Source organism: Erythrobacter rubeus, assembly GCF_014705715.1.
Lineage (GTDB): Bacteria > Pseudomonadota > Alphaproteobacteria > Sphingomonadales > Sphingomonadaceae > Erythrobacter > Erythrobacter rubeus.
The window spans coordinates 2,547,943-2,572,769 of the sequence record NZ_JACXLC010000001.1 but is presented as its reverse complement, the minus strand read 5'-3'; the positions used below and the strand labels follow the sequence as shown (position 1 = coordinate 2,572,769).

At 61.7% G+C, this 24,827-nt stretch carries 21 protein-coding genes and 1 tRNA gene; 9 read left to right on the top strand and 13 right to left on the bottom strand.

The genetic code is table 11. From position 1 onward, the window contains the following. Positions 1–95 precede the first annotated feature (95 nt). Complete coding sequence (locus IB285_RS12595) at positions 96–377, top strand: integration host factor subunit beta (protein ID WP_190788491.1); 282 nt, start codon at positions 96–98, stop codon at positions 375–377. Between the two features lie 31 nt (positions 378–408). Here IB285_RS12595 and IB285_RS12590 read toward each other — a convergent pair whose 3' ends face one another. Further along, positions 409–2,226: a cation:proton antiporter domain-containing protein gene (locus IB285_RS12590; protein ID WP_234033150.1), complete on the bottom strand. Its 1,818-nt coding sequence runs from the start codon at positions 2,224–2,226 to the stop codon at positions 409–411. 9 nt (positions 2,227–2,235) lie between these two features. On the opposite strand from IB285_RS12590, the gene IB285_RS12585 reads away from it, so the two are divergent. From IB285_RS12585 to IB285_RS12565, 5 genes are all read left to right on the top strand, one after another. Beyond that, positions 2,236–2,322 (top strand) — tRNA-Leu (locus IB285_RS12585). Between the two features lie 166 nt (positions 2,323–2,488). Continuing rightward, positions 2,489–3,115 carry a PilZ domain-containing protein gene (locus tag IB285_RS12580; protein WP_190788490.1) on the top strand — a complete coding sequence of 209 codons (627 nt, stop codon included), beginning with the start codon at positions 2,489–2,491 and terminating at the stop codon, positions 3,113–3,115. Between the two features lie 115 nt (positions 3,116–3,230). After that, positions 3,231–4,847: an NAD(P)/FAD-dependent oxidoreductase gene (locus IB285_RS12575; RefSeq protein WP_190788489.1), complete on the top strand. Its 1,617-nt coding sequence runs from the start codon at positions 3,231–3,233 to the stop codon at positions 4,845–4,847. Positions 4,848–4,874: 27 nt separating this feature from the next. Next, entirely contained in the window at positions 4,875–5,315 is a 441-nt protein-coding gene (locus tag IB285_RS12570) for a GtrA family protein (protein WP_190788488.1), read from the top strand. A gap of 4 nt (positions 5,316–5,319) precedes the next feature. Continuing rightward, positions 5,320–7,113, top strand: a complete 1,794-nt coding sequence (locus tag IB285_RS12565; RefSeq protein WP_190788487.1) for a hypothetical protein — start codon at positions 5,320–5,322, stop codon at positions 7,111–7,113. Positions 7,114–7,134: 21 nt separating this feature from the next. On the opposite strand, the gene msrB is transcribed toward IB285_RS12565, so the two are convergent. From msrB to IB285_RS12545, 4 genes are all read right to left on the bottom strand, one after another. After that, positions 7,135–7,635, bottom strand: a complete 501-nt coding sequence (gene msrB, locus IB285_RS12560) for a peptide-methionine (R)-S-oxide reductase MsrB (RefSeq protein WP_190788486.1) — start codon at positions 7,633–7,635, stop codon at positions 7,135–7,137. A gap of 96 nt (positions 7,636–7,731) precedes the next feature. Continuing rightward, positions 7,732–9,069 carry a cytochrome P450 gene (locus IB285_RS12555; RefSeq protein ID WP_190788485.1) on the bottom strand — a complete coding sequence of 446 codons (1,338 nt, stop codon included), beginning with the start codon at positions 9,067–9,069 and terminating at the stop codon, positions 7,732–7,734. 92 nt (positions 9,070–9,161) lie between these two features. After that, the gene (locus tag IB285_RS12550) at positions 9,162–10,466 is read right to left on the bottom strand and encodes an ABC transporter permease (protein WP_190788484.1); all 1,305 of its coding nucleotides are present in this window, start codon (positions 10,464–10,466) and stop codon (positions 9,162–9,164) included. Next, entirely contained in the window at positions 10,463–11,455 is a 993-nt protein-coding gene (locus tag IB285_RS12545; protein WP_407925623.1) for an ABC transporter ATP-binding protein, read from the bottom strand. The genes IB285_RS12550 and IB285_RS12545 overlap by 4 nt, the downstream gene beginning before the upstream one ends. A gap of 52 nt (positions 11,456–11,507) precedes the next feature. Here IB285_RS12545 and queG point away from each other — a divergent pair, with 52 nt between their 5' ends. Next, positions 11,508–12,569: a tRNA epoxyqueuosine(34) reductase QueG gene (gene queG, locus IB285_RS12540; RefSeq protein ID WP_190788483.1), complete on the top strand. Its 1,062-nt coding sequence runs from the start codon at positions 11,508–11,510 to the stop codon at positions 12,567–12,569. Here queG and IB285_RS12535 read toward each other — a convergent pair. From IB285_RS12535 to IB285_RS12515, 5 genes are all read right to left on the bottom strand, one after another. Then, positions 12,553–13,803 carry an NAD(P)/FAD-dependent oxidoreductase gene (locus tag IB285_RS12535; protein WP_190788482.1) on the bottom strand — a complete coding sequence of 417 codons (1,251 nt, stop codon included), beginning with the start codon at positions 13,801–13,803 and terminating at the stop codon, positions 12,553–12,555. The two genes, queG and IB285_RS12535, sit on opposite strands and share 17 nt — an antisense overlap. A 54-nt stretch (positions 13,804–13,857) precedes the next feature. Further along, a complete protein-coding gene (locus IB285_RS12530) occupies positions 13,858–18,570 on the bottom strand; it encodes an NAD-glutamate dehydrogenase (protein ID WP_190788481.1) in 4,713 nt (1,570 codons plus the stop codon). A gap of 242 nt (positions 18,571–18,812) precedes the next feature. Beyond that, on the bottom strand, positions 18,813–19,826 hold the full coding sequence (locus IB285_RS12525; RefSeq protein ID WP_190788480.1) for an LLM class flavin-dependent oxidoreductase: 1,014 nt from the start codon (positions 19,824–19,826) through the stop codon (positions 18,813–18,815). Next, positions 19,823–20,671 (bottom strand): tetratricopeptide repeat protein, encoded by an 849-nt coding sequence (locus IB285_RS12520; RefSeq protein WP_199803369.1) that lies wholly within the window; start codon positions 20,669–20,671, stop codon positions 19,823–19,825. The genes IB285_RS12525 and IB285_RS12520 overlap by 4 nt, the downstream gene beginning before the upstream one ends. A 20-nt stretch (positions 20,672–20,691) precedes the next feature. Continuing rightward, positions 20,692–21,423, bottom strand: coding sequence for an alpha/beta fold hydrolase (locus IB285_RS12515; RefSeq protein WP_190788479.1), 732 nt, complete (start codon positions 21,421–21,423; stop codon positions 20,692–20,694). 80 nt (positions 21,424–21,503) lie between these two features. Here IB285_RS12515 and IB285_RS12510 point away from each other — a divergent pair, with 80 nt between their 5' ends. Together IB285_RS12510 and IB285_RS12505 are read left to right on the top strand one after the other, a co-directional pair. Next, positions 21,504–23,168 carry an alkaline phosphatase D family protein gene (locus tag IB285_RS12510; RefSeq protein ID WP_190788478.1) on the top strand — a complete coding sequence of 555 codons (1,665 nt, stop codon included), beginning with the start codon at positions 21,504–21,506 and terminating at the stop codon, positions 23,166–23,168. 86 nt (positions 23,169–23,254) lie between these two features. Beyond that, positions 23,255–23,515 carry a hypothetical protein gene (locus tag IB285_RS12505; protein ID WP_190788477.1) on the top strand — a complete coding sequence of 87 codons (261 nt, stop codon included), beginning with the start codon at positions 23,255–23,257 and terminating at the stop codon, positions 23,513–23,515. A gap of 63 nt (positions 23,516–23,578) precedes the next feature. Here the strand turns inward: IB285_RS12505 and IB285_RS12500 are convergent, their stop codons facing one another. Genes IB285_RS12500 through IB285_RS12490 form a run of 3 tightly spaced genes read right to left on the bottom strand, consistent with a single transcriptional unit; the run spans position 23,579 to position 24,575 of the window. Next, on the bottom strand, positions 23,579–23,770 hold the full coding sequence (locus IB285_RS12500) for a helix-turn-helix transcriptional regulator (RefSeq protein WP_190788476.1): 192 nt from the start codon (positions 23,768–23,770) through the stop codon (positions 23,579–23,581). After that, complete coding sequence (locus IB285_RS12495; protein ID WP_190788475.1) at positions 23,770–24,402, bottom strand: hypothetical protein; 633 nt, start codon at positions 24,400–24,402, stop codon at positions 23,770–23,772. Before IB285_RS12495 ends, IB285_RS12500 begins: the two co-directional genes overlap by 1 nt. Next, positions 24,399–24,575 carry a hypothetical protein gene (locus tag IB285_RS12490; protein ID WP_190788474.1) on the bottom strand — a complete coding sequence of 59 codons (177 nt, stop codon included), beginning with the start codon at positions 24,573–24,575 and terminating at the stop codon, positions 24,399–24,401. Before IB285_RS12490 ends, IB285_RS12495 begins: the two co-directional genes overlap by 4 nt. Positions 24,576–24,827: the final 252 nt, after the last annotated feature.

The window sequence follows — 24,827 nt, the reverse complement described above, 5'->3', positions numbered from 1 at the left end:
TTGTCCGTCGGGTCCGGGCAACTTGGGGAAAAATTGCGAGGGAACTCGCCTTTGGCAGACCGGCCCTGCGATGCCGGGATTGCCAGGAGATCGAAATGATCAGATCCGAACTGCTGCAAGAGCTGCATAAGGATAACCCGGAACTGCGAGCCGAAGAGGTGGAGCAGGTTCTCGACATCTTCTTCGATGAGATTGCGCAGCGACTTGCCGAGGGCGGGCGCGTGGAACTGCGCGGTTTCGGCGCGTTCTCGACACGCGAACGCGAAGCGCGCACCGGGCGCAACCCACGGACAGGCGAAGCTGTCGATGTGCCAGCGAAACGGGTGCCGTATTTCAAGTCAGGCAAGGAAATCCGTCAGCGCCTCAACGCCGATTAGGCGCTGAGAAGAGGGCGAATGCCAGCGCCGGTCAGGCGGCTTCCATGGCAGCTTCATCCTGAGCCCGGCTGGGCGCAGGTCGCTTGCGCTCGACATTCAGCGCTGAAAACACCTTCTCGACCACTCTTTCCGGGCCGCCCTCTCCGCCGCTGACGACCGGCACCAGGCCCATCTCTTCGAATTCGTTTTCGGCCTCTGAGGTCGGCAGGGCCACGATACGGTGGATCGCAGGCAGACGCTCCTCGACCAGCGGGGTCAGATCCCGCGTGAGTGCTACGTTGCCGGTGGCCACGACCAGCACTTGCCGTCGCTCCATCCCCAGCGCATCCCAGCTGCGCGGATCGGCAGGATGGGCGTGGTGCGCGTGATAGCCGTCCGCAATCGCCTGTTCGAAGCGCGCATGATCAGGCTCGACCGCGAGAAAATCGATTTCGTTGTAGCTGAGAGCATCCGCAACCGCGCGGCCGGCGGGGCCAAGGCCGATGATCACAACCGGGCCATTATCGCCCTCCATCTTCTCATCCGGAGGGCCGGAGCGCAGCTTTCCGGCGAGCTTGCGGCCAACATTCGAAACGAACGGGGTCACCGCCATGCTGATCGCAATTGCTGTCACGAGAATGGCGAGCGGTTCGCTTTCGACGAGACCGGCAACCGTCGGGATCGCGAAGAGGACCAGCGCAAACTCGCTGCCTTGGCCAAGGAGAAAGCCGAGCTGGATCGATCCCGGGACCGACCAGCGATTGGCAAGACCCGCGATTACATTGAGCAGGCATTTCAGGACGATCAGGCCAAGTGCGGCGCCGATAATCGTCAGCCAGTTATCAGCCACGATGGCGGGATCGATGCCAAGCCCGACGGAGATGAAAAAGAAACTCAGGAACAGTCCTCTGAAGGCGTCAATCTCCGCCTGTACCAATATGCGATAGCGCGAATCCGCCACGGCCATGCCGCCCAGGAATGCGCCGAGCGTAAGCGACAGACCCACTACGCCCGTGGCCCAGCCTGCGGCGAGCGCAATGAACAGCGCGGTTGCGGTATAGACCTCGCTGCTGCCCGCGCGGGCGATCAGCCGGAAGAGCGGACCGGTAAGATACCGGGCGAAGATCACCGCCACGCCGAACGCCGCAAGCGCTTTCAATCCGGCCAGTCCAAGCGCAGGGGCCATGGTTCCGCCGGTGCTGAGCGCGCCGGCGGCCACCAGCAGCAGGATGGCCGCAATATCCTGAAAAATGAGGATCGATTGCGCCGCTCTGCCGACCGGACAGTCCTCCTGATCGCGTTCTCGAACGAGGCCGATCACCACCGCAGTCGAGGAAAGGCCCATCGCGAACCCGCCGATAATCGCGAATTCCAGCGGCAATCCGATCGCCCAGAAAAGGAGCGCGAACGTACCTCCCGCGACAAGCATCTGTAGGCTACCGAAGCCGAAAATGTTGGCGGCTTCGGCGCGGATCCGACCTAGCGAGAAGTGCAGCCCGAGATTGAAGAGCAGGAACATGACGCCTGCCTCCGCCATCGCTGCAACCACGGGCCCGCTGAAGTCATCAGCATAGCCCAGTGTGGCGATACCGAGGCCGAGCCCAAGGTACCCGACGATGGGATTAAGCCGGCATGCCCGCGAGACAAGTGCAGCGCCGATGCCGAGGCCCAGCAAGGTGATCGCCGGTTGAATCGTCGCCACCACCGAATGCGCGTCGTGAATCTCGCCTGCCATGATACCCCGGACAGCTGTTTCGTTTCCGACACGCAAATGGGCCATGGCGTCACACCATGCAAGCAGCAGCTTGGTCTTGCCCTTTGCGCTGTTGCCCACAGCCGCATGGCTGGCTATCGCGCGGTCTGCTCGCATTTTGGCGAGGCGGGTGTGGCGGAATGGTAGACGCCGGGGACTTAAAATCCCCTGATCCTATAGATCGTGTGGGTTCGAGTCCCACCACCCGCACCAGCTGCATCAATGCCATTCGCGCATATGCGAACAGTTGGTCCGCAGAAATCGCACGAATGATCCAATTGTTAACGGATGCCGCGGTAGAGCACCCGGTCTGCGCTTAATACCAATCTAGGCCTGTGGCGGCATATGTGCGGCCAGGTAACGGGCAGGATAGAGCATTATGGAGCATTCGGCGATTTCACCGCGCACTCAAGCAAGTCCGATCGACGCGAGCGATTTGCGTGAAGCGCCGCGTTTCACGCTGCTCGTTCGCGCTGCGAAGCTGGTGAGTTCCCAAGGGGAATTCGTTTGCGTGATCAGAGACGTATCCGAAACCGGAGTGAGCGTAAGACTGTTCCACCGTCTTCCTTCGGACGATTTGATTGAATTGCATATGCCCGGTGGCGGCACCTACCAGATCCGTTCCGTATGGGAGCGTGACAATCAGGCGGGTTTCGAATTCGTCGAGCGGGTGGATATCGCGCGCCTGATTCACGAGGCCGACGAATACCCGAAGCGCGGTCTGCGCCTTGGGGTCTGCTTTCCGATCGTCATAACGGCGCTCGATCGAAGTTGCGAGGCAATCGTCGAGAACCTCTCGCAGCAGGGCGCGAAGATCGAGTGCGAACAGCTGTTCGCGATCGACCAGGCCTTGCTCATACAGAGCGACGATTTTGCCGAGGTGAGAGCGAAAGTCCGCTGGCGCCGCAATTCGCACTACGGACTTGTATTCGATGACACTCTGACTCTGGGTGATTTTGCACGGCTCGCCGCGAAGCTTCAGGCTCCTGCGCTGTTGATGGCTTGATGCTGTTTCGCTGAATTAAACAGCTCCGTTTACGGCTCGCTAACCATTTTCCTTCACTCCGGTCTTTGCATGGAAGCCGCGGCCTTAGCTGCGGCGTGCAAAACGGGGGCCGTTAATGACTGTGGTTGGCGAAAAGCAGCCTGGAATTCTTGATGTCGATGTTGCCATTATCGGCGCCGGACCTGCAGGTCTGACTGCGGGTTACCTGCTGACCAAGCAAGGCAAATCGGTCGCGATCATCGAAAAAGACGAGACCTATGTCGGCGGCATCAGCCGCACGGTCGAGCATGACGGTTATCGTTTCGATATTGGGGGGCACCGCTTTTTCTCGAAGTCGCAGCAAGTCGTCGATCTCTGGAACGAGATCCTGCCCGACGATTTCATCCAGCGCCCTCGCATGAGCCGCATTTATTACGAGGGCAAATTCTACAGCTATCCGCTGCGCGCCTTCGAAGCGCTTGGCAATCTGGGCCTGCTGCGTTCGACTGCGTGCATGGTCAGCTATCTTCGCTACAAGCTGTTCCCGATCAAGGATGTCAAAAGCTTCGAGGACTGGACCACCAACCAGTTCGGCAAGAAACTCTATTCGATCTTTTTCAAGACCTACACCGAGAAGGTGTGGGGCATGCCGTGCGACGAGATGAGCGCCGACTGGGCCGCCCAGCGCATCAAGGGGCTGTCGTTGTGGAACGCAGTGACCGACGGGCTGAAACGCTCGCTCGGCCTCAACAAGAAACCCAATGACGGGCAGGAAGTGAAGACGCTGCTCGAAACCTTCCGCTATCCGCGGCTTGGGCCGGGCATGATGTGGGATGCCGCGCGCGATCACATCGTCGCAACCGGCAAAGGCCAGGTCTTGATGGGCCACGCGCTCGACAGGCTTGCCAGCGATGGCAATGGCGGCTGGTCGATGACGGCTGACGGCCCGAATGGAAAAGTCCAGATACGTGCGAAAGACGCAATCAGCTCCGCGCCGATGCGCGAGCTATCCATGCGCGTGCACCCGCTTCCGCAGAGCAGTTTGCAAGGTTCCAACCTCAAATATCGCGATTTCCTGACAGTCGCGCTGATGGTCAAATCCGAAGACCTCTTCCCGGACAACTGGATCTACATCCACGATGACCGTGTGCAGGTCGGACGCGTGCAGAATTTCCGCAGCTGGTCGCCCGAAATGGTGCCGGATGAGGACATGGCTTGTGTCGGGCTCGAATATTTCTGTTTCGAAGGCGACGGGCTCTGGTCGTCGTCGGACGAGGATCTGGTCGCTCAGGCGACGCGCGAAATGGAAATTCTCGGCCTTTGCGACCCGGCGAAAGTCGTGGGCGGCACGGTCGTGCGCCAGGAAAAAGCCTACCCGGTCTATGACGACGAGTACGAGGCCAATGTCGAGGCTATGCGCGTCGAACTCGAAGAAAAATATCCTTCGCTGCACCTGGTCGGTCGCAACGGTATGCACCGCTATAACAATCAGGATCACGCGATGATGACCGCGATGCTGACGGTCGAGAATATTCTCGCCGGAAAGCGTATCTACGACACTTGGTGCGTGAACGAGGACGCCGAATACCACGAGGCAGGCGATGAGGGTGCGGAAGCGTCCATCCCAGCCCGCGATGCGGCGACGGACACGAAGCCGCTGAGCGATGATCAGGTTGCTGCTCTCACGTCTTTGCGCGGGGTGCCCGAGCGCATCGCGCCGGACGCCGAAGAGCCACGGCGCAAGTCGGCTTAGGTCAGGGGCTGGGGGAACCAACCAGGCATGTCGCAAATGATCGGCACCTTGATCGGCAAACTGCGCGACGTCCGCTTTGTGCGCTATGTGCTGGCGAGCGTCGGGGCGCTCGCTGTCGATGTCGGCGCTTTTCTTGCATTGCTTTCGATCGGCATGGCGGCCGCTGCTGCCTCGGCGATCGGCTATTCGCTGGGCATTCTTGCGCATTGGCTCATGTCGAGCCGTGCGGTTTTCCAGGACAATGTCGCCGCAGGAGGGCTGGCGCGCACTCGGCAGAAAGCCCTGTTCGTCATTTCCGCGCTAGTAGGTCTGGCTCTCACCACGGCCATCGTCGGACTGGCCGATTACACCGGCAGCGATCCGCGTATCGCGAAACTTGCCGCGATCGCAGTCAGCTTCACGGCGACCTGGCTGATCCGCGCCCGCATCGTGTTCCGCCCCTCGCCGGGCGCGGCGCAGGGAGGGTGAGACGATGCTGGTCGAACGTCGCGGCAATGCACTGCCGATTGAATTTCTCGCTCGCGTAGGGATTGCCTGGGCGGTCGTGTGCTGCCTGTTGATGGTGGTTCACTGGAGCCTTATCGCCAGCGGACGTTTTCCCGACCCGGACGACATGCTGAGATTGGTCCAGGTGCGTGATCTGCTAGCCGGCCAAAACTGGTTCGATCTTCACCAATACCGCATCGATGCCGCAGGCGGCGGCGTCGCCATGCATTGGTCGCGGCTGGTCGATATCCCGCTGGCGCTCGTCATCTTTGTCCTGACACCCATTGTCGGGACCGCAGCCGCAGAAACTGCGGCGCTGGTTATCGTACCGCTGCTCACGCTGCTCACGGCCATGCTGCTCGCCGCGCGTATCGCGTGGAAATTGCTGGGCGATGAGGAAGCGACGCTTACGTCGCTCATCCTCGTCATCTCTATCCCGGTCCTATTCCAGCTGAGCCCGATGCGGATCGACCATCACGGCTGGCAGATCGTGTGCGCGCTCGCGGCTGTAAACGGGCTGATGGCGCGGTCGAAATGCGCAGGCGGCTGGACCGTGGGCGCCTCGCTCGCCATGTGGCTTTCGATCTCGATGGAGGGGCTTCCGCTCGCCGCGGCTATCTTTGCGGTTCTGGCATGGCGCTGGCTCAAGGATCGTGGGGAGCGCCAATGGCTCGTCAGCGCCATCCAGTCGTTCACGGTGATCGGCGGGGCGTTGTTTCTCGCGACCCGCGGTATCGGCGACCTTGTCAGTTATTGCGACGCGATCAGTCCCTGGCACCTTGCCATGTTTGCTTGGGGCGCCGTGGTGCTCACCGTCCTTGCCAAGATGGAGCCGCTGCCGCGAGGTATGGTTTTTGCTGGTTTCGTCGTTGCAGGTGGCGGCGCGCTGGCCACGATGTTTGCTGTCGCCCCGCAATGTGCGACCGGCGGATTTGCTGACCTCGATCCGGTCGTCGCTGAGAATTGGCACCAATATGTCAGCGAAGGCATGCCGATGTGGCGGCAGACGCTTCCGGTGGCATTACAATATGTCGTAACTCCGCTGATCGGGCTGGTCGCCGCACTCAATCTCGCCCGCCAATCGCACGATTGGCTGCGGCGGTTCTGGTTCGATTATGCGCTGATCCTCGGCGCAGCATTGCTCGTATCGCTTCTGGTAGCCCGTGCCGGTGCTGTCGCCTGCGTCCTCGCAGCGCCACCACTGGCATGGCAGGTGCGCTCATGGCTCAGGTCGATCCGCGCCATGAAAAAACCTGCCCCGCGCGTGGCCGCCATGGTCGCGGTCGCCTGCGCGCTGCTTCCCACATTCCCGCTTGTCCTGCTGACGAATGCGATGCCGGCTCAGGCTTCCCTCGGCAACGGCCGCATCGCGGCAATCGTACCAGAACCGCCAAAGCCTGCGACATGCGAGGTGAAAGACGTCGCCCCGCAGCTCCGAACACTGGAGCAAGGTGAGTTCTACGCGCTGATGGACATCGCACCGCACCTGCTTCTGACCACCGAGCACAGCGTTGTCGCGACTGGCCACCATCGCGGCGACGAATCGATGAAAGTCCTGATCGAAACGGCCCTTGGGTCATCCGACGAGGCGCGCGATGTCCTAAGTGAGCGCGGCACCAAATACGTGATGATCTGCCCATCGTTGGACGAGCTGGAAATCTATTCCAAGCTCGCCCCTGATGGTTTCGCTTCGGAGCTACGAGAGGGCACTGCGCCTGAATGGCTTCAGCCGATCAAGCTTGATGGCGAAACCGGCCTCAAGGTGTGGGCCGTCCAATAGCAGCGGCACTGCGCCCCTGCGTTACGCCGGGACGAATTCCATCGCGAGGCCATTGATGCAGTGCCGCTTGCCCGTCGGGCGAGGGCCATCTCCGAAAATGTGGCCAAGATGCCCGCCGCAATCGGCGCAATGCACTTCAGTCCGCGGATATCCGATCTTGTAGTCGACCGAGGTTCCGACAGCGCCGTTATCGATCGGCTTGTAAAAGGACGGCCAGCCGCTGCGGCTGTCGTATTTGTGCGCGGATGAATACACGCTGTTGTTGCAGCCGGCGCATTTATAGACGCCCTCGCGCTTTTCATGGTTGAGCGGCGAGGTGTATGCGCGCTCGGTCCCGGCCTCGCGCAGGATGCGGTATTGTCCGCGGGTCAATTCGCGCCGCCACTGTGCATCGGTCTTGCGGACGCGAAAGTCTTTTCTTGCTTGCGCCGACGCCGCACCGCAGCTTGCCAAAACGGGCAGGCTAGCGGCAGCAGCGGCAACAGCCATAAAGTTGCGGCGGTTCGGTTTTTTGATCTTCATTTTCGTATTTCCGGTAAAATTTGAACGTGCTTCACTTTCACCTACGTAAGAAACACGGGAAAGGTTACACGCAGCGACAAATTTTTTGCCCGGCAATCAGAACTCCGTGATCTCCACCTCTAACTTACGGAAACCATGGACGAAATTTGCGCGCACGCGCTCGACGTCGCCGGCGACATGCACGCGCATCCGGCGCTTGTGCATCTCTTCGAGCAGCACGCGCAGCTGCAATTCGGCGAGCCGCGCACCGACGCAGCGGTGGATGCCGTAGCCGAAGGCGATGTGCCGCCGCGCATTCTCGCGTGTGATGTCGAGCTTGTGCGGGTCCGGGAAGATATCCTCCTCGTGATTGGCCGCGAGATACCACAGGACGACCTTGTCGCCTTTCTTGATGGTCTTGCCAAAGACTTCGGTGTCCTCGGTGCAGGTGCGGCGCATATGGGCTAGCGGCGTCTGCATTCGCAGGCATTCCTGCACCGCGTTCGGGATCAGTTCCGGCTGCTCTTCGAACAGTTTCCGCTGGTCGGGAAACTTGTCGAGCGAATGGATGATCCCGCTCATCGTGTTGCGGGTGGTGTCGTTGCCACCGACGATAAGCAGAACCAGATTGCCAATGAACTCCTCGGGCCGCATCTGGTTCATCGCTTCGGAATGCACCATCATCGAAATGAGGTCGTTGCCCGGCTCCTTGTCCTTAGTGCGCTCGATCCAGAGCGACTGGAAATAGGCCGCCATTTCGTGGAGGAACTCCCACCGCATCTCGTCGAGCTCGCGCACGCCGGCAAGCTCGGTGTCGCCCGACCAGTCGGACCAGAAAGTCAGCATCCGGCGATCTTCCCACGGGAAGCCGAACAGGATCGCAAGCATTCCGGTGGTCAGTTCGATCGATACCTCGTCGACCCAGTCGAACACTTCGCCGCGCGGCAAGGTATCCAGCAATTCGCCGGTGCGCTGGCGAATCTCGGCTTCCATTTCCGTCATCGCACTCGGCGTGAATTTGGGCGCGACTGTGCGCCGCTGGCCGGTGTGCTGCGGGCGGTCCATCGCGATGAACATCGGTAATTCGCGGCGGTCCGCGTTGCTTTCCGCCAGCTCTTCCTCGGTCAGGCGCTCAAGAATGGTGATACCGCCATATTCCCAGCTCGATGAGAAGATGTCGGGCAGCGCCTCGATATGTTGAATTGCCTTGTGTCCAACCACCGACCAATAAGGGCCGTAGGGGCTTTCAGGTATCCAGTGCAGTGGGCCTGCGTTCTGCATCTCCTTAACGATCGGCTGCCAGCGATCCTCAAAATAGATATCGCTGCGGCTGAGGTCCCATTTGTGCGGATGCTGCGGACGCTCTTCTGGATGCTTTTCGTAATGCTTCGTCAGCGCCTCATAGGCGGTTGGCGAATTGCGAACTTTCGGACGCTCGGGTGCCGTCGTGGCCATTTCACTCTCCCATCGAGGGGCTTGTGCCCCATCGTTGAGTCGCATCCTGCCGTAACTGACACGGGTGTCAATAGTCAGTTGCGATTTGCGACTTATTCTGCGGGCTCGATGGAAGATTGTTGCGCGGGTGAACGGTTGAAGAGCCTGCGCTTTTTCGTGTCGCGCCCCGCGCCGCCCGATTTCATCACGCGCTTGCGGAATAGCAGAGATCCAGCCTTGATCAGCAGAAAGGCTGCGACCGCCTGCCAAGCGACTGCTGCAATATGCACCCACAATGTCTCATCGAGCGCCGCGCGAGCGAGCATCGCGAACGGTGATGACAGCGGGAAGAGGATCGCGAAGGTCTCAAGCGCCGATCCAGGCAAGGTGATGGTGTAGGCTGCCAGAAAGAACACCATCAGCTGCATCATCGTGACCGGCATCGACATGGTCTGCACTTCGCGAACCGTCTCAGCCATCGCGCCGATAGCGAGGAACAGAGCGCCGAGGAGCAAATAGGCCATGGAAAAATAGATAATCCCGAACAGCAGAAACATCGGCCAGCCGACGGCAGGGCCAGGCAAGCTTCTGAAATCGGTCTGGGTGACGACGACGATCGCGTCTTCTGCGAGCGCCCAGAAGCTCCAGCCGAGCGCCCCCCACACCGCGATGCCGACGAAGGACACACCCAGCATCGCAAACAACTTGCCCATGAACACCGCATCCATCGGCAGCGCTGCGGCGAGAATCTCGATGATCTTGTTGCCTTTCTCCTCCGCCAGGTTCGACAGCACCATCCCGGCGAGCAGCATGGTCAGGAGAAACAGCACCATTTGCGATGCCTGTGCGGTGCGGATGCGGTTGGTTCGTTCCGAAGCGGCGCTGCGCGCAACGACGCTGCTGGAGCTGCTCGGAAATGTGCCCGGCGAGGTCTGGAGCGCCGTCGCGGCCACCAGTTCAATGGGCCCGCTCCAGCGGTCGATCTGACCCTGCGTGCCGACAACTTCCGGCGCCGCCAATGTCCCCGTGACGACCGCTGCATAATTGCCTCGCCGTTCATTGACGAAAGCGCGCGCGTCGAAATTCGCCTCGCCCCTCGCCTCCGGTATCACGCTCATGCTGGGAATCGATCGCCCCAGCTGCGGGCGAAGCGTCTCGGCGGCAGCGATCATCGCGGCGCTATCGTCCGCCTGCATGGCGAGACCGATTTCGGTCGTAACGGCAGAGCGCGAGACTTGCCCGCCGACGCTACCGGCGAGACCGCCCACGAGTACTGGGAAGAGCGGGCCGACAAGGAAGAACAAGAAGGCACGGCTGAACAGCACCGCGACGAAATCCCGCCGCGCGATGACCCATGCCGCCTCAAGCCGCGACAGGCGCGGGCGTGCATCGATCGCCGCCTGATCGTGATCGCTCATGATGATGCTCCCGCTTGGTCCGCTTCGAGCTGGCGCGCTGCTGCTTCGCCAGCAATCGCAACAAATGCATCGTGCAATCCTGCACGCTCGATCGAAAGCGAGAGAATGCCTGCATCGCCCTCGATCAATTGCTTCAGCAGGGGTTCGACCCCGGTTTCCGGGAGCGAGAAATAGAAGAAATCGCCTTCGCGCCGCGCGTCTTCAGGAAGGGCAGCAGTCCAGGCTCCGTCGCGTGCGCGCGTCTCCAGCCTGACCTGCGCCGGAATGCGATCCCGCGCTGTCTCGACGCTGCCAGCATACGGAACCTTTCCGCCCGCGATGATGGCCACGCCTTCGCACAGCCGCTCGGCATGGTGGATGACGTGCGTGGAGAAGATCACGGTCACGCCCTCATCGGCGAGAGCGCGGATCATTGTTTCGAGCTTGCCCTGGTTGATCGCATCGAGGCCGGAGAATGGCTCGTCCAGTACAACCAGTCGCGGCCGGTGAACCAGCGTGCCGAGCAATTGCACGGTTTGCGCCATACCTTTCGAAAGCTGCCGGATGGTGCGGTCCGCGGCGTGCGCAAGATCGTGCTTTTCAAGCAATTCGAGCCCGCGCTTGCGCCCTTCGGCAAGCGGGAGTCCGCGCAGAGCGCCCATGAAAGCAATCGCCTCGATCGCCTTCATCGCTGGATAAAGCCCGCGCTCCTCAGGCAGATAACCGATCAGCCGCCCGATATCGTGCGGACGGTCATGACCGAATACGCGGCGCACCCCTTGGTCCGGATCGATAATGCCGAGCAGCATGCGCAAGGTCGTCGTTTTGCCCGCGCCATTTGGGCCGAGGACGCCGTAAATCGCGCCTTCCGGCACGCTGATGTCGATGCCCTGCACTGCCATGGTGCCATCGAAGCTTTTCACGAGGCCGCGCGCTTCGATGGCGAGCGGCCGGTCTTCGTTTATGGGGGCCGAGACATTGCTCGCCGACATGTGTTCGCCTACCTGCATATGCATGTGCGCGGGGCTTAACGCGCGAAACTGAACGGGAGCAACCCCAAGCGTGGTTAACAGCTCGGCAACGCTTAACCTAGAGGAGCGGCTCGAAAACCGCGCTCGGGAACTGGGTTTCGTCTCGGTCGGCATCGCCAGTGCGCGCGAAGATCCGCTGCGCGCCCAACGTCTTGAACAATGGTTGGGCGAAGGACATCACGGATCGATGGAGTGGATGGAGACACGGCTCGAGCATCGCCGCTCTCCGCAAGGGCTTTGGCCCGAGGCGCGCAGCGTTATCGCGCTGGGCATGAGCTACGCGCCCGCGAACGATCCCATGGCGCTGGAACAAGCCGGCAGCCACGCGCGGATCTCGGTCTACGCGCAAGGCAAGGACTACCACGATGTTGTGAAGAAGAAGCTCAAAGCACTGGCGCGGTGGCTGGTCGCGAACCAGCCCGACGCCGAAGTCAAAGTCTTTGTCGACACCGCCCCGGTGATGGAGAAGCCGCTGGGCGAAGCGGCAGGGATTGGGTGGCAAGGCAAGCACACCAATCTCGTCAGCCCCGAACATGGAAGCTGGCTGTTTCTTGGCGCGATCTACACGACGCTCGACCTTGATCTCAGCGATCCGCAGCGTGACCAGTGCGGATCATGCCGCGCCTGCCTCGACAGCTGCCCCACCGACGCCTTTCCCAGCGCATACCAAATCGATGCGCGGCGCTGCATTTCCTACCTCACCATCGAGCACAAGGGGCCGGTCGCCGAGGACCTTCGCGAAAAGCTCGGCAACAGGATTTACGGCTGCGATGATTGCCTGGCGGTTTGCCCGTGGAACAAGTTCGCCGAGGAAGCGCACGCGATGCGTGAATTCCTGCCGCGCGCCGAACTCGCGGCACCGCGGCTGGGCGAGCTGTTGGCGCTCGACGATGCGGGCTTTCGCTCGTTCTTCTCCGGTTCTCCGATCAAGCGGATCGGGCGCGACCGGTTCGTGCGCAATTGCCTCTATGCTGCGGGAAACAGCGGTGATGCAGCGTTGATGGGGCAGTGCGAGAATTTGCAAGGCGATCCCGATCCGGTGGTCGCCGATGCAGCCCGATGGGCAACCGAACGCCTCAGATCAATTCCTTGATCGGAATGTCGGGATTGGCCAGCAATTCGCGGTCGATCTTTTCCGTACCTGCTTCGAGCATCTTCCGGCCCTGCACATAATCCTTCATCGTACCGACGCAATCGAAGGCGATTGGCTTCCCCTCTTTCAGATATCCCACCGTGAATTTCCGGTCCGCCGGATCGCCGCGCAACACCGTCTCGTCGTAATCCAGACTGAGGCCCGCGGTTTGGAGCTTGAGATCGTATTGGTTCGACCAGAACCACGGAAGCGCCTCGTAATCGTGCTTGTCGCCCATGATCGCCTTGGCGACGGTGTTCGCCATGTCATGGGCGTTCTGAACGGACTCAAGCCGGATCACAGCGTTATCGGCATAGGGGTTCGCATGCGCCGCGCAGTCGCCAATGGCATAAATGTCATCGAGCGTGGTGCGGCAGCAGAAATCGACATCGACCCCGTTTGACCCTGCGGCACCCGCTGCGATGAGCGGTGCCACCGCGGGCACGATCCCGATGCCGACGACCACCATGTCGCAGGGAACGGTGTCGCCGCTGTCAAGCAGAACGCCAGAGACCCTGCCCTCTTCGCCAAGGATTTCGCTTACGCCTGTATTCAGACGAACGTCGACACCCTGCCGGCGGTGCTCGTTTTCGTAAAAGCGCGACAAGTCCTCTCCGGCGACCCGTGCAAGAACCCTGTCCTGCGTTTCGACCAGCGTCACTTCGCTGCCGAGCTTGCGCAGGACCGCCGCCGCCTCAAGCCCGATATAGCCGCCACCGATCACGACCGCGCGCTTCGATCCCGCGTCGAGCGCGGCCATCATCGCATCGGCATCGCGCTTGTCCCGGATGTAGAACACCCCTTTAAGGTTTGCCCCGGCGCATCCGAGACGGCGCGGATCCCCGCCGCCCGACCAGATCAGTTTGCGGTAGCCGATGACGCTGCCATCGGAGAGGGTGAGCGTGTGGGCTACCGGATCGATTTCCACGACGCCGCTGCCCAGGCGCAGGTCGATTTTCTTGTCGGCCCAGAACTTTTCAGGGCGGATCATAATCCTTTCGAACCCTTTGTCGCCCGCCAGGTATTCCTTGGAGAGAGGAGGGCGTTCGTACGGCGGGGAGGTGTCGCGTCCGATCATCAGGATCGAGCCTTCATGACCTTGCTGGCGCAGCGCTATCGCTGCCTGGGCGCCGCCGTGGCCGGTGCCGACGATGACTATGTCGGCGCTGTTTCGCGTGATGTCCTCTCGCTCCATGAACCGGTGGGTCGCGTCAAAATGGCTTCGCGTCAAGCGGTGAAAACACGGGAGTCAGCGTTCAAGCAGGTTGCGCGCCTGGCTCGCGATCTGCGCGAGAACCGCAGGCGCCACCGGAGGCCGCTCCTGCGCGCGGCTGACCATACGGCGGAATTGCTCGACCGCGGTCTCATTACGTTCGGCCCATTCGGCGATGGTGCCCTGCGGGTCGATCTTGCCCGTTTTGCGGCGCATCAACCGTTTGAGGAATTCGAGCCGCATGTGCTGGAAATCGCGTGCCAGCCCGTCGACAAGCAGACGTTCCCAGATGTCCGATGGCGACATATGCGCCGCCGTGCCTTGCGCCCAATCGAGCCCGATCCGCTCACCGATATCGGTGAAGGCCAGCGTGAGTTTTTCCGGTTCAATCTCGGTCTTCCGCGCGAGCTGAGCGAGGCCGACAGAACCGTCATAGTCGAACAGATTAGCGACCCTGACGGCGAGCGCTTCTGGCGCGCCGTTGTCGGTGAAATATTTGCGCAGATTGTCCGAGCGCTCGCGGTTTTCTGCCGAGAGCAACGTCTCGCGCGCCGCCGTGAGTTTGGTCACGCCGCTAGCAAGGTTTGCGATCATTTCGCCTGCTTCGATCTGGCCAGCAGATGTGCGCAGCACGTCGGACATGAGGTTGGCCACCGCTGCCGCAAGCCGATCGAACAGGATCAGCCGCGCGCTTTCACTCATTGCTGCGTTATCGAGATCGTCCCACAGATCGGCGAGGCCGAAGAGGTGCTCGACAACGACGAAAGCGGCCGCAACATCGGACAGCCCGGCGCCTTCTTCCTCGGCAAGTTCGAAGGCATGGACAAGTCCGAGGCGATTGACGATGCGATTGGACAGATCGGTTGCGACGAGTTCGCGGCGGAGCCGGTGTTCGCGAATCTGCTCGGCATAGGCTTTGCGCATCGGCTGTGGGAAGAGCGCGATGAGCGAATCTTCGAGGACAGGATCATCGGGCAGGCCGCTCGCTTCGATCGCGTCCTGCAGCACCAGCTTCGCCGAGGATAGCAGCACCGCGAGTTCAGGGCGTGTAAGGCCCTGACCGTCAGCTGCGCGGCGGCTCAGCGCTTCGCCATCGGCGAGACCTTCCGTGCGCCGGTCCAGATCGCCCGCATGCTCCAATTGTTCAATGAGGCGAACGTAGGAAGCGGTCGCGTCCGGACCGCCGGCTTCTGCAATGGACAAGGCAAGTGCCTGAAGGCGGTTGTCCTCCAAGACGATCTCGGCGACCTCGTCCGTCATCTTCGCGAGCAGATTGTTGCGCTTTTTTTCGGTAAGGCTGCCATCCCGGGTTGCTGCCGCCAGCGCGATCTTGATGTTCACTTCGTTGTCCGAGCAATCCACGCCCGCCGAATTGTCGATAAAATCGGTGTTGATGCGTCCGCCGCCGAGCGAAAACGCAATGCGTCCCGCCTGGGTGATGCCAAGATTGGCGCCCTCGCCGATTACCTTTGCCCGGACATCGCGCGCGTCGACGCGCAGGGCGTCGTTTGCAGGATCGCCAACCGCGATGTGGCTTTCCGCTTCGGCCTTGATGTAGGTGCCGATACCGCCGAACCAGATCAGGTCGAGCTCGGCCTTCAGAATGGCGCTGACAAGTGCATCGGGTTCGATTTCCTTGTCCTCGATGCCCAGCATTGTTCGCGCTTTCTTGGACAGCTTGATTCGCTTCAGGTCGCGCGAATAGATGCCGCCGCCGCGCGAAATCAGGTCGGGATTGTAGTCCTCCCAACTCGATCGCGGCAGGTCGTAAAGCCGTTTGCGCTCTTTCCAGCTCGCGGCCGGATCAGGGTCTGGGTCGATGAAGATATGGCGGTGATCGAACGCTGCCACCAGCTTGATCGCCTTCGAAAGCAGCATGCCATTGCCGAAGACATCGCCCGACATGTCGCCGCACCCGGCAACGCGAATGCTGTCCTTCTGCACGTCCACGCCCATTTCGAGGAAGTGGCGCTGGACCGAGACCCAGGCGCCGCGGGCTGTGATGCCCATCGCCTTGTGGTCGTATCCGTTCGATCCACCGCTGGCGAAGGCATCATCCAGCCAGAAGTCTTTCGATTCCGCGATAGCATTGGCGACGTCGGAGAATCGCGCCGTGCCCTTGTCTGCTGCGACCACGAAGTAAGGATCTTCGCCATCGTGGATCGCGACTTTCTCCGGGTGCACGACCTTGCCGTCCACGATGTTGTCGGTGACCGACAGCAGGGTGCGGATAAACACCTCGTAGCTCGCCTGCCCTTCGGCGGCCCAGCCTTCACGGTCGATCGCGGGAGAAGGCAGTTCTTTCGGATAGAATCCGCCTTTCGCGCCCGTGGGCACGATGACCGCGTTCTTGACGCGCTGCGCCTTCATCAGGCCGAGGATTTCGGTGCGGAAATCGTCTCGCCGGTCGGACCATCGCAGGCCACCGCGTGCGATCGCGCCAGAGCGCAGGTGAATACCCTCGACCCGGCGTGAATAGACGAATATCTCGCGCCACGGCACCGGCTTTGGCAGGTTGGGAACGAGGCTGGAATCGATCTTGAACGCCAGCGCCTCTGCCGCGGCTGGTGCGAAGGCGTTGGTTCGCAGGATCGCATCGATGACCGCGCGATAGAGACGAAGCAATCGATCGTCGTTGATCGCCGAAACCTTCGCCAGGCCCCGCGCATAAGCGGTTTCCGCTCCTTCGATCGCGTCTTTCCGATCACTGTCGAAGTCCGGATCGTGCCGTGCCGCAAACAGGTCGATCAAAGCGCGCGTGACACTTGGCGCGCGGCCGAGCGCATCGACTACTGTGTAGATTGTGAAGCTCATCCCGGTCTGGCGCAGATAGCGATAGATCGCGCGCAGCCAGCCGGTATCCCGCGCCGCCAATGCTGTTCCGACGACGAGCCGGTTGAACGCGTCGTCCTCGGCCACGCCATTCAGCACTTCGGCTATGGCCGCCTCGATAATGTGCGCGCGGTCCAGGATTGCATCGCCATCGTCGCCGGGGAGCAGGCGAAGGGTGAAGTCGTGCACATTGCCCAGCGTGCCTCCCTCAAGCCGAGTGGCCGTTTCGCCGATCACCGTGAACCCGAAATTCTCAAGCGCTGGAACAGCATCGGAAAGCGCGAGCTCGCCGCCGATATGGTACACTTTCAAACGCAGCCTGTCGGCAGGGTCGGCTGGGAGCCTGTAGAGGCGGGCATCGCGCGCTTCGTTCTCTCCGCCAGCAAGACCGCGCAAACGGACGATGTCCGCAGCGGCTTCAGTCGGCCCGTACAGTGTACGGAACATGGGCGGAAATGCGCTTGCGTAACGCCCGGCAATCGCAGCTGAGCGAGCGGCGTCGTCGATATCGGCGAGATGGTTCTCGACCGCATTGTTCCAGCCGCGAAGCATGTCTTCGAGCTGAGCTTCGATCGCACCGGCATCCGGCAAGGCTTCGGCGCTGCGTATGTCGAGCAGATACTGGAACATCGCGAGCGCGCCGCCCTCAACCTCGAGCGTCCAGTCGAGCACTTCGGTGCCCGGCGCCATGCTGAGCATGTTTTCGATCTGAAGCCGTACGTCGGTCGAAAGCATGTCGCGTGGCAGCCATACGAACGCGAACAGGTGCCGGCCCAGGGGTGACTGGATCATGACAAGGCGCGGGCGAGGCCGGTCGACCAGGCTCATCATGGCGGTCGCGAGCGTGCGGATATCGTCTTCGTTGAAGGCGATCAGCACATCGTGAGGCAGCGAGGTGAACGCATGGATCAGCGCCTTGCCGGCATGGCCGGAAGGGTCGAAGCCAAGGTCGTCAGTCAGCGAAGCAAGAGCCGCTCTCAATATCGGCACCTCGCTCGGCGGAGAGGCGAGAGCGGCACTGGTCCACACGCCCGCATGGATCGACAGCGCCGTCACCTCGCCTTTGCCATCGCGGACCGGGACCACGAACAGATCGAGCGGCACGCGACGGTGCACGGTCGACAGCACGTTGGACTTTATGATCAAGAGCTCGCGCGGCCCGCGACCGGGCTTGGGATCGTCGAACCAGGCGAAGGCCCGCTCGTAAGACGTCTCGGCAAGCAGCTGGCGAGCGCTCTTGCGGCAGATGCCCATTATATCGGTTTCGCGCCCATCGCGGTGCAGCGTGATATGCCCGAGCTGTGTGAGCATTCCGAGATTAAGCCAGTCGAGCAGAGCCGCAGATTCGTCGTCCGATGAGCGGATCGTATCGGCGTCTGCCTTTGTCGCCTTTCGCACCTTCGCCCAGTCGCCCACAGCGGCACGAACATCGCCGAGCGTGACGCGCAGCTGATTGACCAGCTCTCGGCGCTGGCGCGCGTCAACGCGCGGCGTCTCTATGTAGATCAGCGATTCGCTGGATGTGCCGTTCGCCTTTGCTTCAGCGAATTTCACGAGATTACCGGCTTCGTCGCGTTCGACGCCGATAACCGGGTGCACCAGACGATCAATGCTGAGGCCTTGGGCGGCGATTGTTGCAGCGATGGAATCGACCAGGAACGGCATGTCGTCATTGACGATCGCGATCCGCAGGCGGCGACGCTCTCCGGTCGCCGATTCCAGTTTGAGCGCAGATCGAGCGGGTTGGCGCGTGGCAGCCGCTGCCAAGAGAAAATCGGTGGTCTCGCCGAGCTGCTCGCCTTCGAGCGCATCATCACCGGGGAGGATTGCCGCCTTGAGGTGCTTTTCGAGGGTCTTGTGCAATGCGGTTTTGCCAGAAGGCGCTGCCGGGGACTTCCGCTTGGGCTTTGCCGCCATATTCCTGCTCCGGGTAATATAATTATGCCGGTTTATTCTTATCGTGTTCGCGATACTCGCTTTGCGCGGTTCGGCGCAAGCACCATCATCGCCCGCCGCTCTGCGCCTGCTGAATTTTTTATGCAAGCAGCGCCCGGATTGCGCGGATACTTTCTATAACAAGAATGCGGCGGGTGCTCCGGCCCCCTACTGCGGGCAATTTCGCCGCGTCTGGTGCCCACGTCCCGGGTCCGCTTGCTGCATTACTGGACTGCTGCCGCTCCCCCATTCGCAGTATGTCCGACGGCTTCGATGGTCAGTTGCAGTGAGCGGATCCGGGCTTTCGGATCATAGGTCGATCCGCACAGGATGATCTCGTCGGCATCCGTCCGCTTTACGAAAGCTTCTATACTTTCCCGGACTTGTTCGGGCGTCCCCACCGCCGCAGCCTGCCCGAGACTGTCGAGCATTGCCCGGTACGGCGCCGGAAGCGTGACTGTGTAGTGCTCGATCGGCGGTGGCAGTTTACCGGGCGTGCCCGAGCGCAATGCGACGAAGCTTTGCTGCTGGCTAGAGGCGAGCGTCTCGGCATCCTCTGTGCTGCCAGCAGCGAAGACGTTCATCGCAACGCTGACATAGGGCTGCGCCAAGGCGTCCGACGGCTGAAAATCGCGCCGATAGAGTTCCAGCGCAGCATCGAGATGGGCCGGCGCGAAATGCGCGGCGAACGCGTAAGGTATACCGAGTTTTGCCGCGAGCTGCGCTCCGAATAGGCTCGATCCTAGCATCCATAGCTCGACCTTAGCGCCGAGGCCGGGCGTGGCTGCGATCGGAAGATCGACATCGCCCGTCAGCAGCGCGCGCAGCTCGACAACGTCCTGCGGGAAATATTCCGCTGCCTGGTGCAGATCCTTGCGCAGCGCGCGTTGCAGCTCGGGCCCAGCGCCCGGCGCGCGTCCCAGGCCGAGATCGACCCGGCCTGGAAACAGGGCATCGAGCGTGCCGAACTGCTCGGCGATCTGGAACGGTGTGTGGTTGGGCAGCATGATCCCGCCCGACCCGATCCGGATCGTGCTGGTGGCATTGCCGATGTGTGCGAGAACGACCGATGTCGCCCCGCCTGCAATCCCGTCCATCGCATGATGTTCGGCGACCCAGAAGCGCTTGCAGCCGAGTTCCTCGGCGGCTTTCGCGAGTTCGACGCTCGCCGCGAAAGCTTCACCAAGCGTCCCGCCTTCGCGCACAGGGACGAGGTCGAGAACAGAGAACGCCGTCATGGATTGGAGGTTTGCCCGGTCTCAGGCGCCGGGCCGAGCTGTTCGAGATAATCTTCTGCCGTCTTTGCTGCGGGGCTCTCTGGCTGCGTGTCGATGACCGATTGCCAGCTTTGCCGCGCGGCCTCGTCCCGTCCCGAAAGCACCGCGATCAGGCCCGCCTCCAATCCGATCGCGCCTTCCAGCGGCGCGAGCCGCGCTGCCTGCTCGATCGCCTCCTGTGCATCGTCCAGCCGCTCAAGGCGGCGATACAGGGTTGCGGTCAGGAGCCAGGGTTCGGCTTTCTCGGGCTCCAGCAGAGTCGCGCGCGACAGCGGCACGAAGGCATCGTGCGGGCGTCCTAGCGCGACGAGCACGCGCGCAACATCCATGGCAGCCAGCGCTTCCAGCGTGGCCGATGCCGCAGTCTTGGCATTTTCCTGCGCGGTTTGCAGCAGCAGCAGAGCGTCGTCTTGATCGCCTGCGCCGAGCGCCGCATTGCCAGCCATCAGGCCGAAGCGCGCCTTGGTCCGCTGCTCGTCCATCGGCGTCTCGTCGCGCGCCGCAATAAAGGCGGTTCGCGCATCGTCCCACAGTCCCAATTCGGTCGCGGCCAGACCGAGGCAATGGTTGGCGATAATCCGGTCAGCTCCGCTCGTTTCGGTCAGCCTGATCTGCGCCTTCGAATGCGCGCGCGCAGGATCCTGCGCGAGCAGATCGAGGCATTCTTCCAGCCACGCCGTGGTCGGGTTCTGTGCGGCTTCGAGGGACGACTGACGCGGCGGGCGGTTCAAAAGCTCATCGGGCACGCCGAGATTGTCGTTTGCGGCGGGGTTGGGGCCGACCTGGATCAAGAAGGCGAGGATCATGGACACTTGGGAAATTTCCGTCAGTAAAAGCTGGCGACGAGGCTTTTGAGCAAAGCGATATCGCTTTCTCGCGAGAGCCGGTGGTCGCCATCCTTAACCAGCATCACCTGTACCGCATCCGAACGCAGCGCCTCGGCCAGCTTCAGGCTTGTCTGCCAGGGCACATCGGCATCGCGCTGTCCGTGCAGAAGTTTGACCGGGCATGACACATCAATGCCTTTGTCGAGGCGCATGTGATTCTCGGCATCGGCGCAAAAGCCGGGATGGGTCGGGGTTGGCTCCGGTCCATAAGGATTGTCCTCGTAAATGGTCTGGCCTGCTGCCAGAGACGCGCGCTGATCTGCGGAATAGCCCCAGTGCGTAAAATCCGGTGCAGCGGCAATGCCAATCATCCCGGCGAGCCGATCGCCAAGTTGTTCGGCCACCAGCAGCATCAGCCAGCCGCCCATCGACGACCCGACGAGCAGGATCGGCTTACCCGTATACGCTTCGATCAGCGCGAGCACCTCGTCGCGCCATTTCGACAAGGTGCCATCGGCAAAGTCGCCGTCGCTTTCGCCGCAGCCCGAGTAATCGAGCAACAGGCATGCGCGCCCCTCAGCCCGCGCTTCATCGAACAAGGCCGTCGCTTTGCCGCCTGACATATCGGACATGTAGCCGGGGAGGAAGACGAGAGCTGGGCCGTCGCCTTTGATGTAGCGATAGGCGATCCGCGTCCCGCCGGGCATGTCATGGTGCTTGATATCGAACATGCGCGCCTTCTTGCCCGCTTGCAGCGCGCTCGTGCAAGTCTTGTCATTGCCAAGACACGCATGGGGGCTAATGTCGCTCCATGATCAAGAACGAACCCGCTGAACAGCCAGCCCGCAAATCCGCCGATCTTTCCCGCCGCAGCCTGTTCCGGCTTGCAGGAGCATCCGCCGCGCTGGGCGCTGCGCCGGCAGTAGCGCGCAGTTTCGGCACGGGCTTCACCCACTCGGTTGCCAGCGGAGAGCCTCACGCGGACAATGTGCTGCTGTGGACCCGCTATGTCGGCGAAGCGGAGGCAGAGCTCGAATGGCAAGTCGCTGAAGACAGTGATTTCACCCGCGTCGTGTCCGAGGGCAAAGCGACGGCATCGCCCAATCGCGATTGGTGCGCCAAGGCGATCGCGAACGGCCTCGATCCCGATAGCTGGTATTTCTATCGCTTCATCGCCGCAGACGGGGCCATGTCCGACACGGGACGCACGCGCACTCTACCGGAAGGGCCGACACGCTCTTTCAAGCTTGCAGTGTTCTCATGCTCGAATTTCGGGTTCGGTTACTTCAACGCCTATGGTCATGCGGTCGAGGCGAACGATTGCGACCTCGCCGTGCATCTGGGCGATTACATTTACGAGTACGGCGCGGGCACCTATCCTTCCGCGCAGCAGGCGCATGCCATGCGCACGCTCCGGCCCGATACTGAAATTGTCGCGCTGACCGATTACCGGCTTCGTTACGCCACGTACCGGGCCGACCCTGATCTGCAACGCCTGCATCAGGTGCTGCCGATGATTTCCGTCTGGGACGACCACGAGACCGCCAATGACAGCTGGACCGATGGCGCGCAGAATCACCAGCCGGAAACCGAGGGCGATTGGGATGCGCGCAAGGCAGCGGGCAAACGGGCTTACCGCGAATGGATGCCCGTTTCCGATGAGCCCTATGCCGCTTACGATGTCGGCGATCTTGCCACGCTCATCCGGCTCGACACGCGGCTTGAAGGGCGTGAGGAGCAGTTCAGCCTCGAAACCATACTTGGCGGGGTGAGCGATGCCGATGCTGCTGCAGCGGCTTTGGTGAGTTTCCGCGATGGCGACTGGGCCGATCCGGACAGACAGCTGCTCGGCGCAGCGCAGGAGCAATGGCTGGCCATGCAATTGGCCGCTTCGAAGGCGCGCGGCGCAACTTGGCAAATCCTCGCGCAGCAGGTCTTGATGGGCAATCTCAAGACCCCTCCGAGCATCGTCAGTGCGATCAGCGAAGAGATGCCGGAATTCATTCGCGCGCGCCTGCTCGCAGCGGCGCTCGCCAGTCAGATCGGCCTGCCCGCCAATATGGACGCGTGGGACGGTTACCCAGCGGCGCGCGCCAGAGCGCTCACATCAGCGCTCGAAGCCGACGCGAACCTGCTGGTGCTCGCGGGCGATACGCATAATGGCTGGGCATTCGAGCTGGACGATGAGGGAGCCAAGGCCGGGATCGAATTCGGCGTGCCTGGCGTCAGCTCGCCCGGCCTTGAAACGAACCTCAGCGCAATACCGCCGCAGGATTTCGCCCGCGCCGCCGTCGCCGCCAACGATCAGCTCAAATGGGCCGATACATCGCAGCGCGGCTACATGGCGGTGGAAATCACCCCGGAACGCGCGACAAACGAATTCCGCTTTCTCGATACGATCAAGACACGCTCGACCAAGCTCGCTGGCACCACGCGCATTTCAAGCGAAGCGGGATCGCGCGCGCTCACCGTTTGACCGTCTGCGACGAGCTGCTCCGGAAGACTGACCGAATTCGGAACCACACCGCGATCTCCTGCATTGATTTACCAAAGGAGATTGAAATGCTTGGTAAAATCATCGGAGCTGCCGTTGGCGGCAAACTCGCGAAACAGACAAAGGGCATCGGCGGGACGACCGGCGCCATGATCGGCGCAGCTGCGCCTTTCGTCCTCAGCCGTTTGAGCATCCCCGCGATGATCGCGCTGGGCGTGGGCGGCTATGCCGCGAAAAAATTTTTCGGCAAGGACAGCGAAGAGCAGCCGCAGCCGACGAACCCGGAAACCGCCCCCGTGGCGAGCGTGCCGCAGCCCGCGACGGCATAAGAATAACTCAAGAACTATTGGGAAGAGCCCGCGCCATGATGCGGGCTCTTTTTTTGGCCGGTCTCAATCCCGGCTGAATATATCTTCGATGGTAAGGCCGAACACATCGGCGATCTTGAATGCCAGCGGCAGCGACGGATCGTAGCGGCCCTTCTCGATCGCATTGACGCTCTGCCGGCTTACCTCGAGCCGCTCGGCGAGATCCTGCTGCGACCAGTCGCGCTCTGCGCGCAGCACCTTAAGGCGGTTGTTCATCAAACAGCGCCCCACGTACCGTATTGCACGCGGTTGGCGAGCGCGCCGAGAAACAGGCCGAAGAACCATGCGACTGCCCACCAATAGGCGTCCACGTGCGGGACTACATCGGCGGATTCAAGGAAGCCCCATACGGTCGCAGCGCTGAGCGCCACGGAGGTCGCAACAAGTGCCTGCCGAACGACCAGCATGCGCATGAATTCGTCCTTTTCCTCGACTATCAGCCTGCCGATCGCCCAGAAGATTCCGCAGATTGCGAGGCCGGGCAGCAGGGCCAGCGCGAATTTCAATTCTCCCTCTATTCCGATCTCGCGATCGGCGAACATCAACAGTCCGAATGTGGCGAGATAGAGCGAGGTGAAGATTGCAGTTCGCTTGATATAGGTTTTTTGAGCCGCGCCCTTGCCGCCGCAGCTTGCCGATGGGCTATCGGCCATCTTGTATCCGGCCCGGAACATCACCATCGCAAGGCTGACCGGCACGATCGTGAGCAGCAGCAGCGGCGCCTTCTGTTCAATCGCGCCCGTGACCGAGAGGGTGACAATCAGCGCGGTACTGATAAAAACCATCACGGCCCAGAATGCCGGTCCGCGCCCGAGCACACCCGATGGGCGATGCTTTTCCGTCGTCATGAGAGGCACCTGCGACCGCAGCCCATCTCTCCCTGCAAGCTGCCCCAAGCGGCACCGGAAAGGCCCATGACAATGCCGAAGCTGGCGCTGTCGCTTACCCCGTTCGACACGCAGAAGAGCGCAGCGGCAATGATGGCGCCTGCCCAAATCAGTGATTGTAAAATCTTGCTCATAAGGAAAGCTCCCTTTCATTTATGGAAAGCATACTTGTCATTGATTCGTGCGTTTGTCAAGCGTACTTTCCAAAATGGAGCGAGCCCTTTCCGTTCTCCGCCGAGTGAAAGCGGTGATGACATCGTCACCGCTTGCGCTTATATGCACCGCCATGGCCACGCTTCTGACTACCACCACGACAACTACCACCTCGGATTTCCGGGGGCGGTTGCTGCTGGGTTAGGCCAGACAGTCCGCCTCCCGGTTTCGGG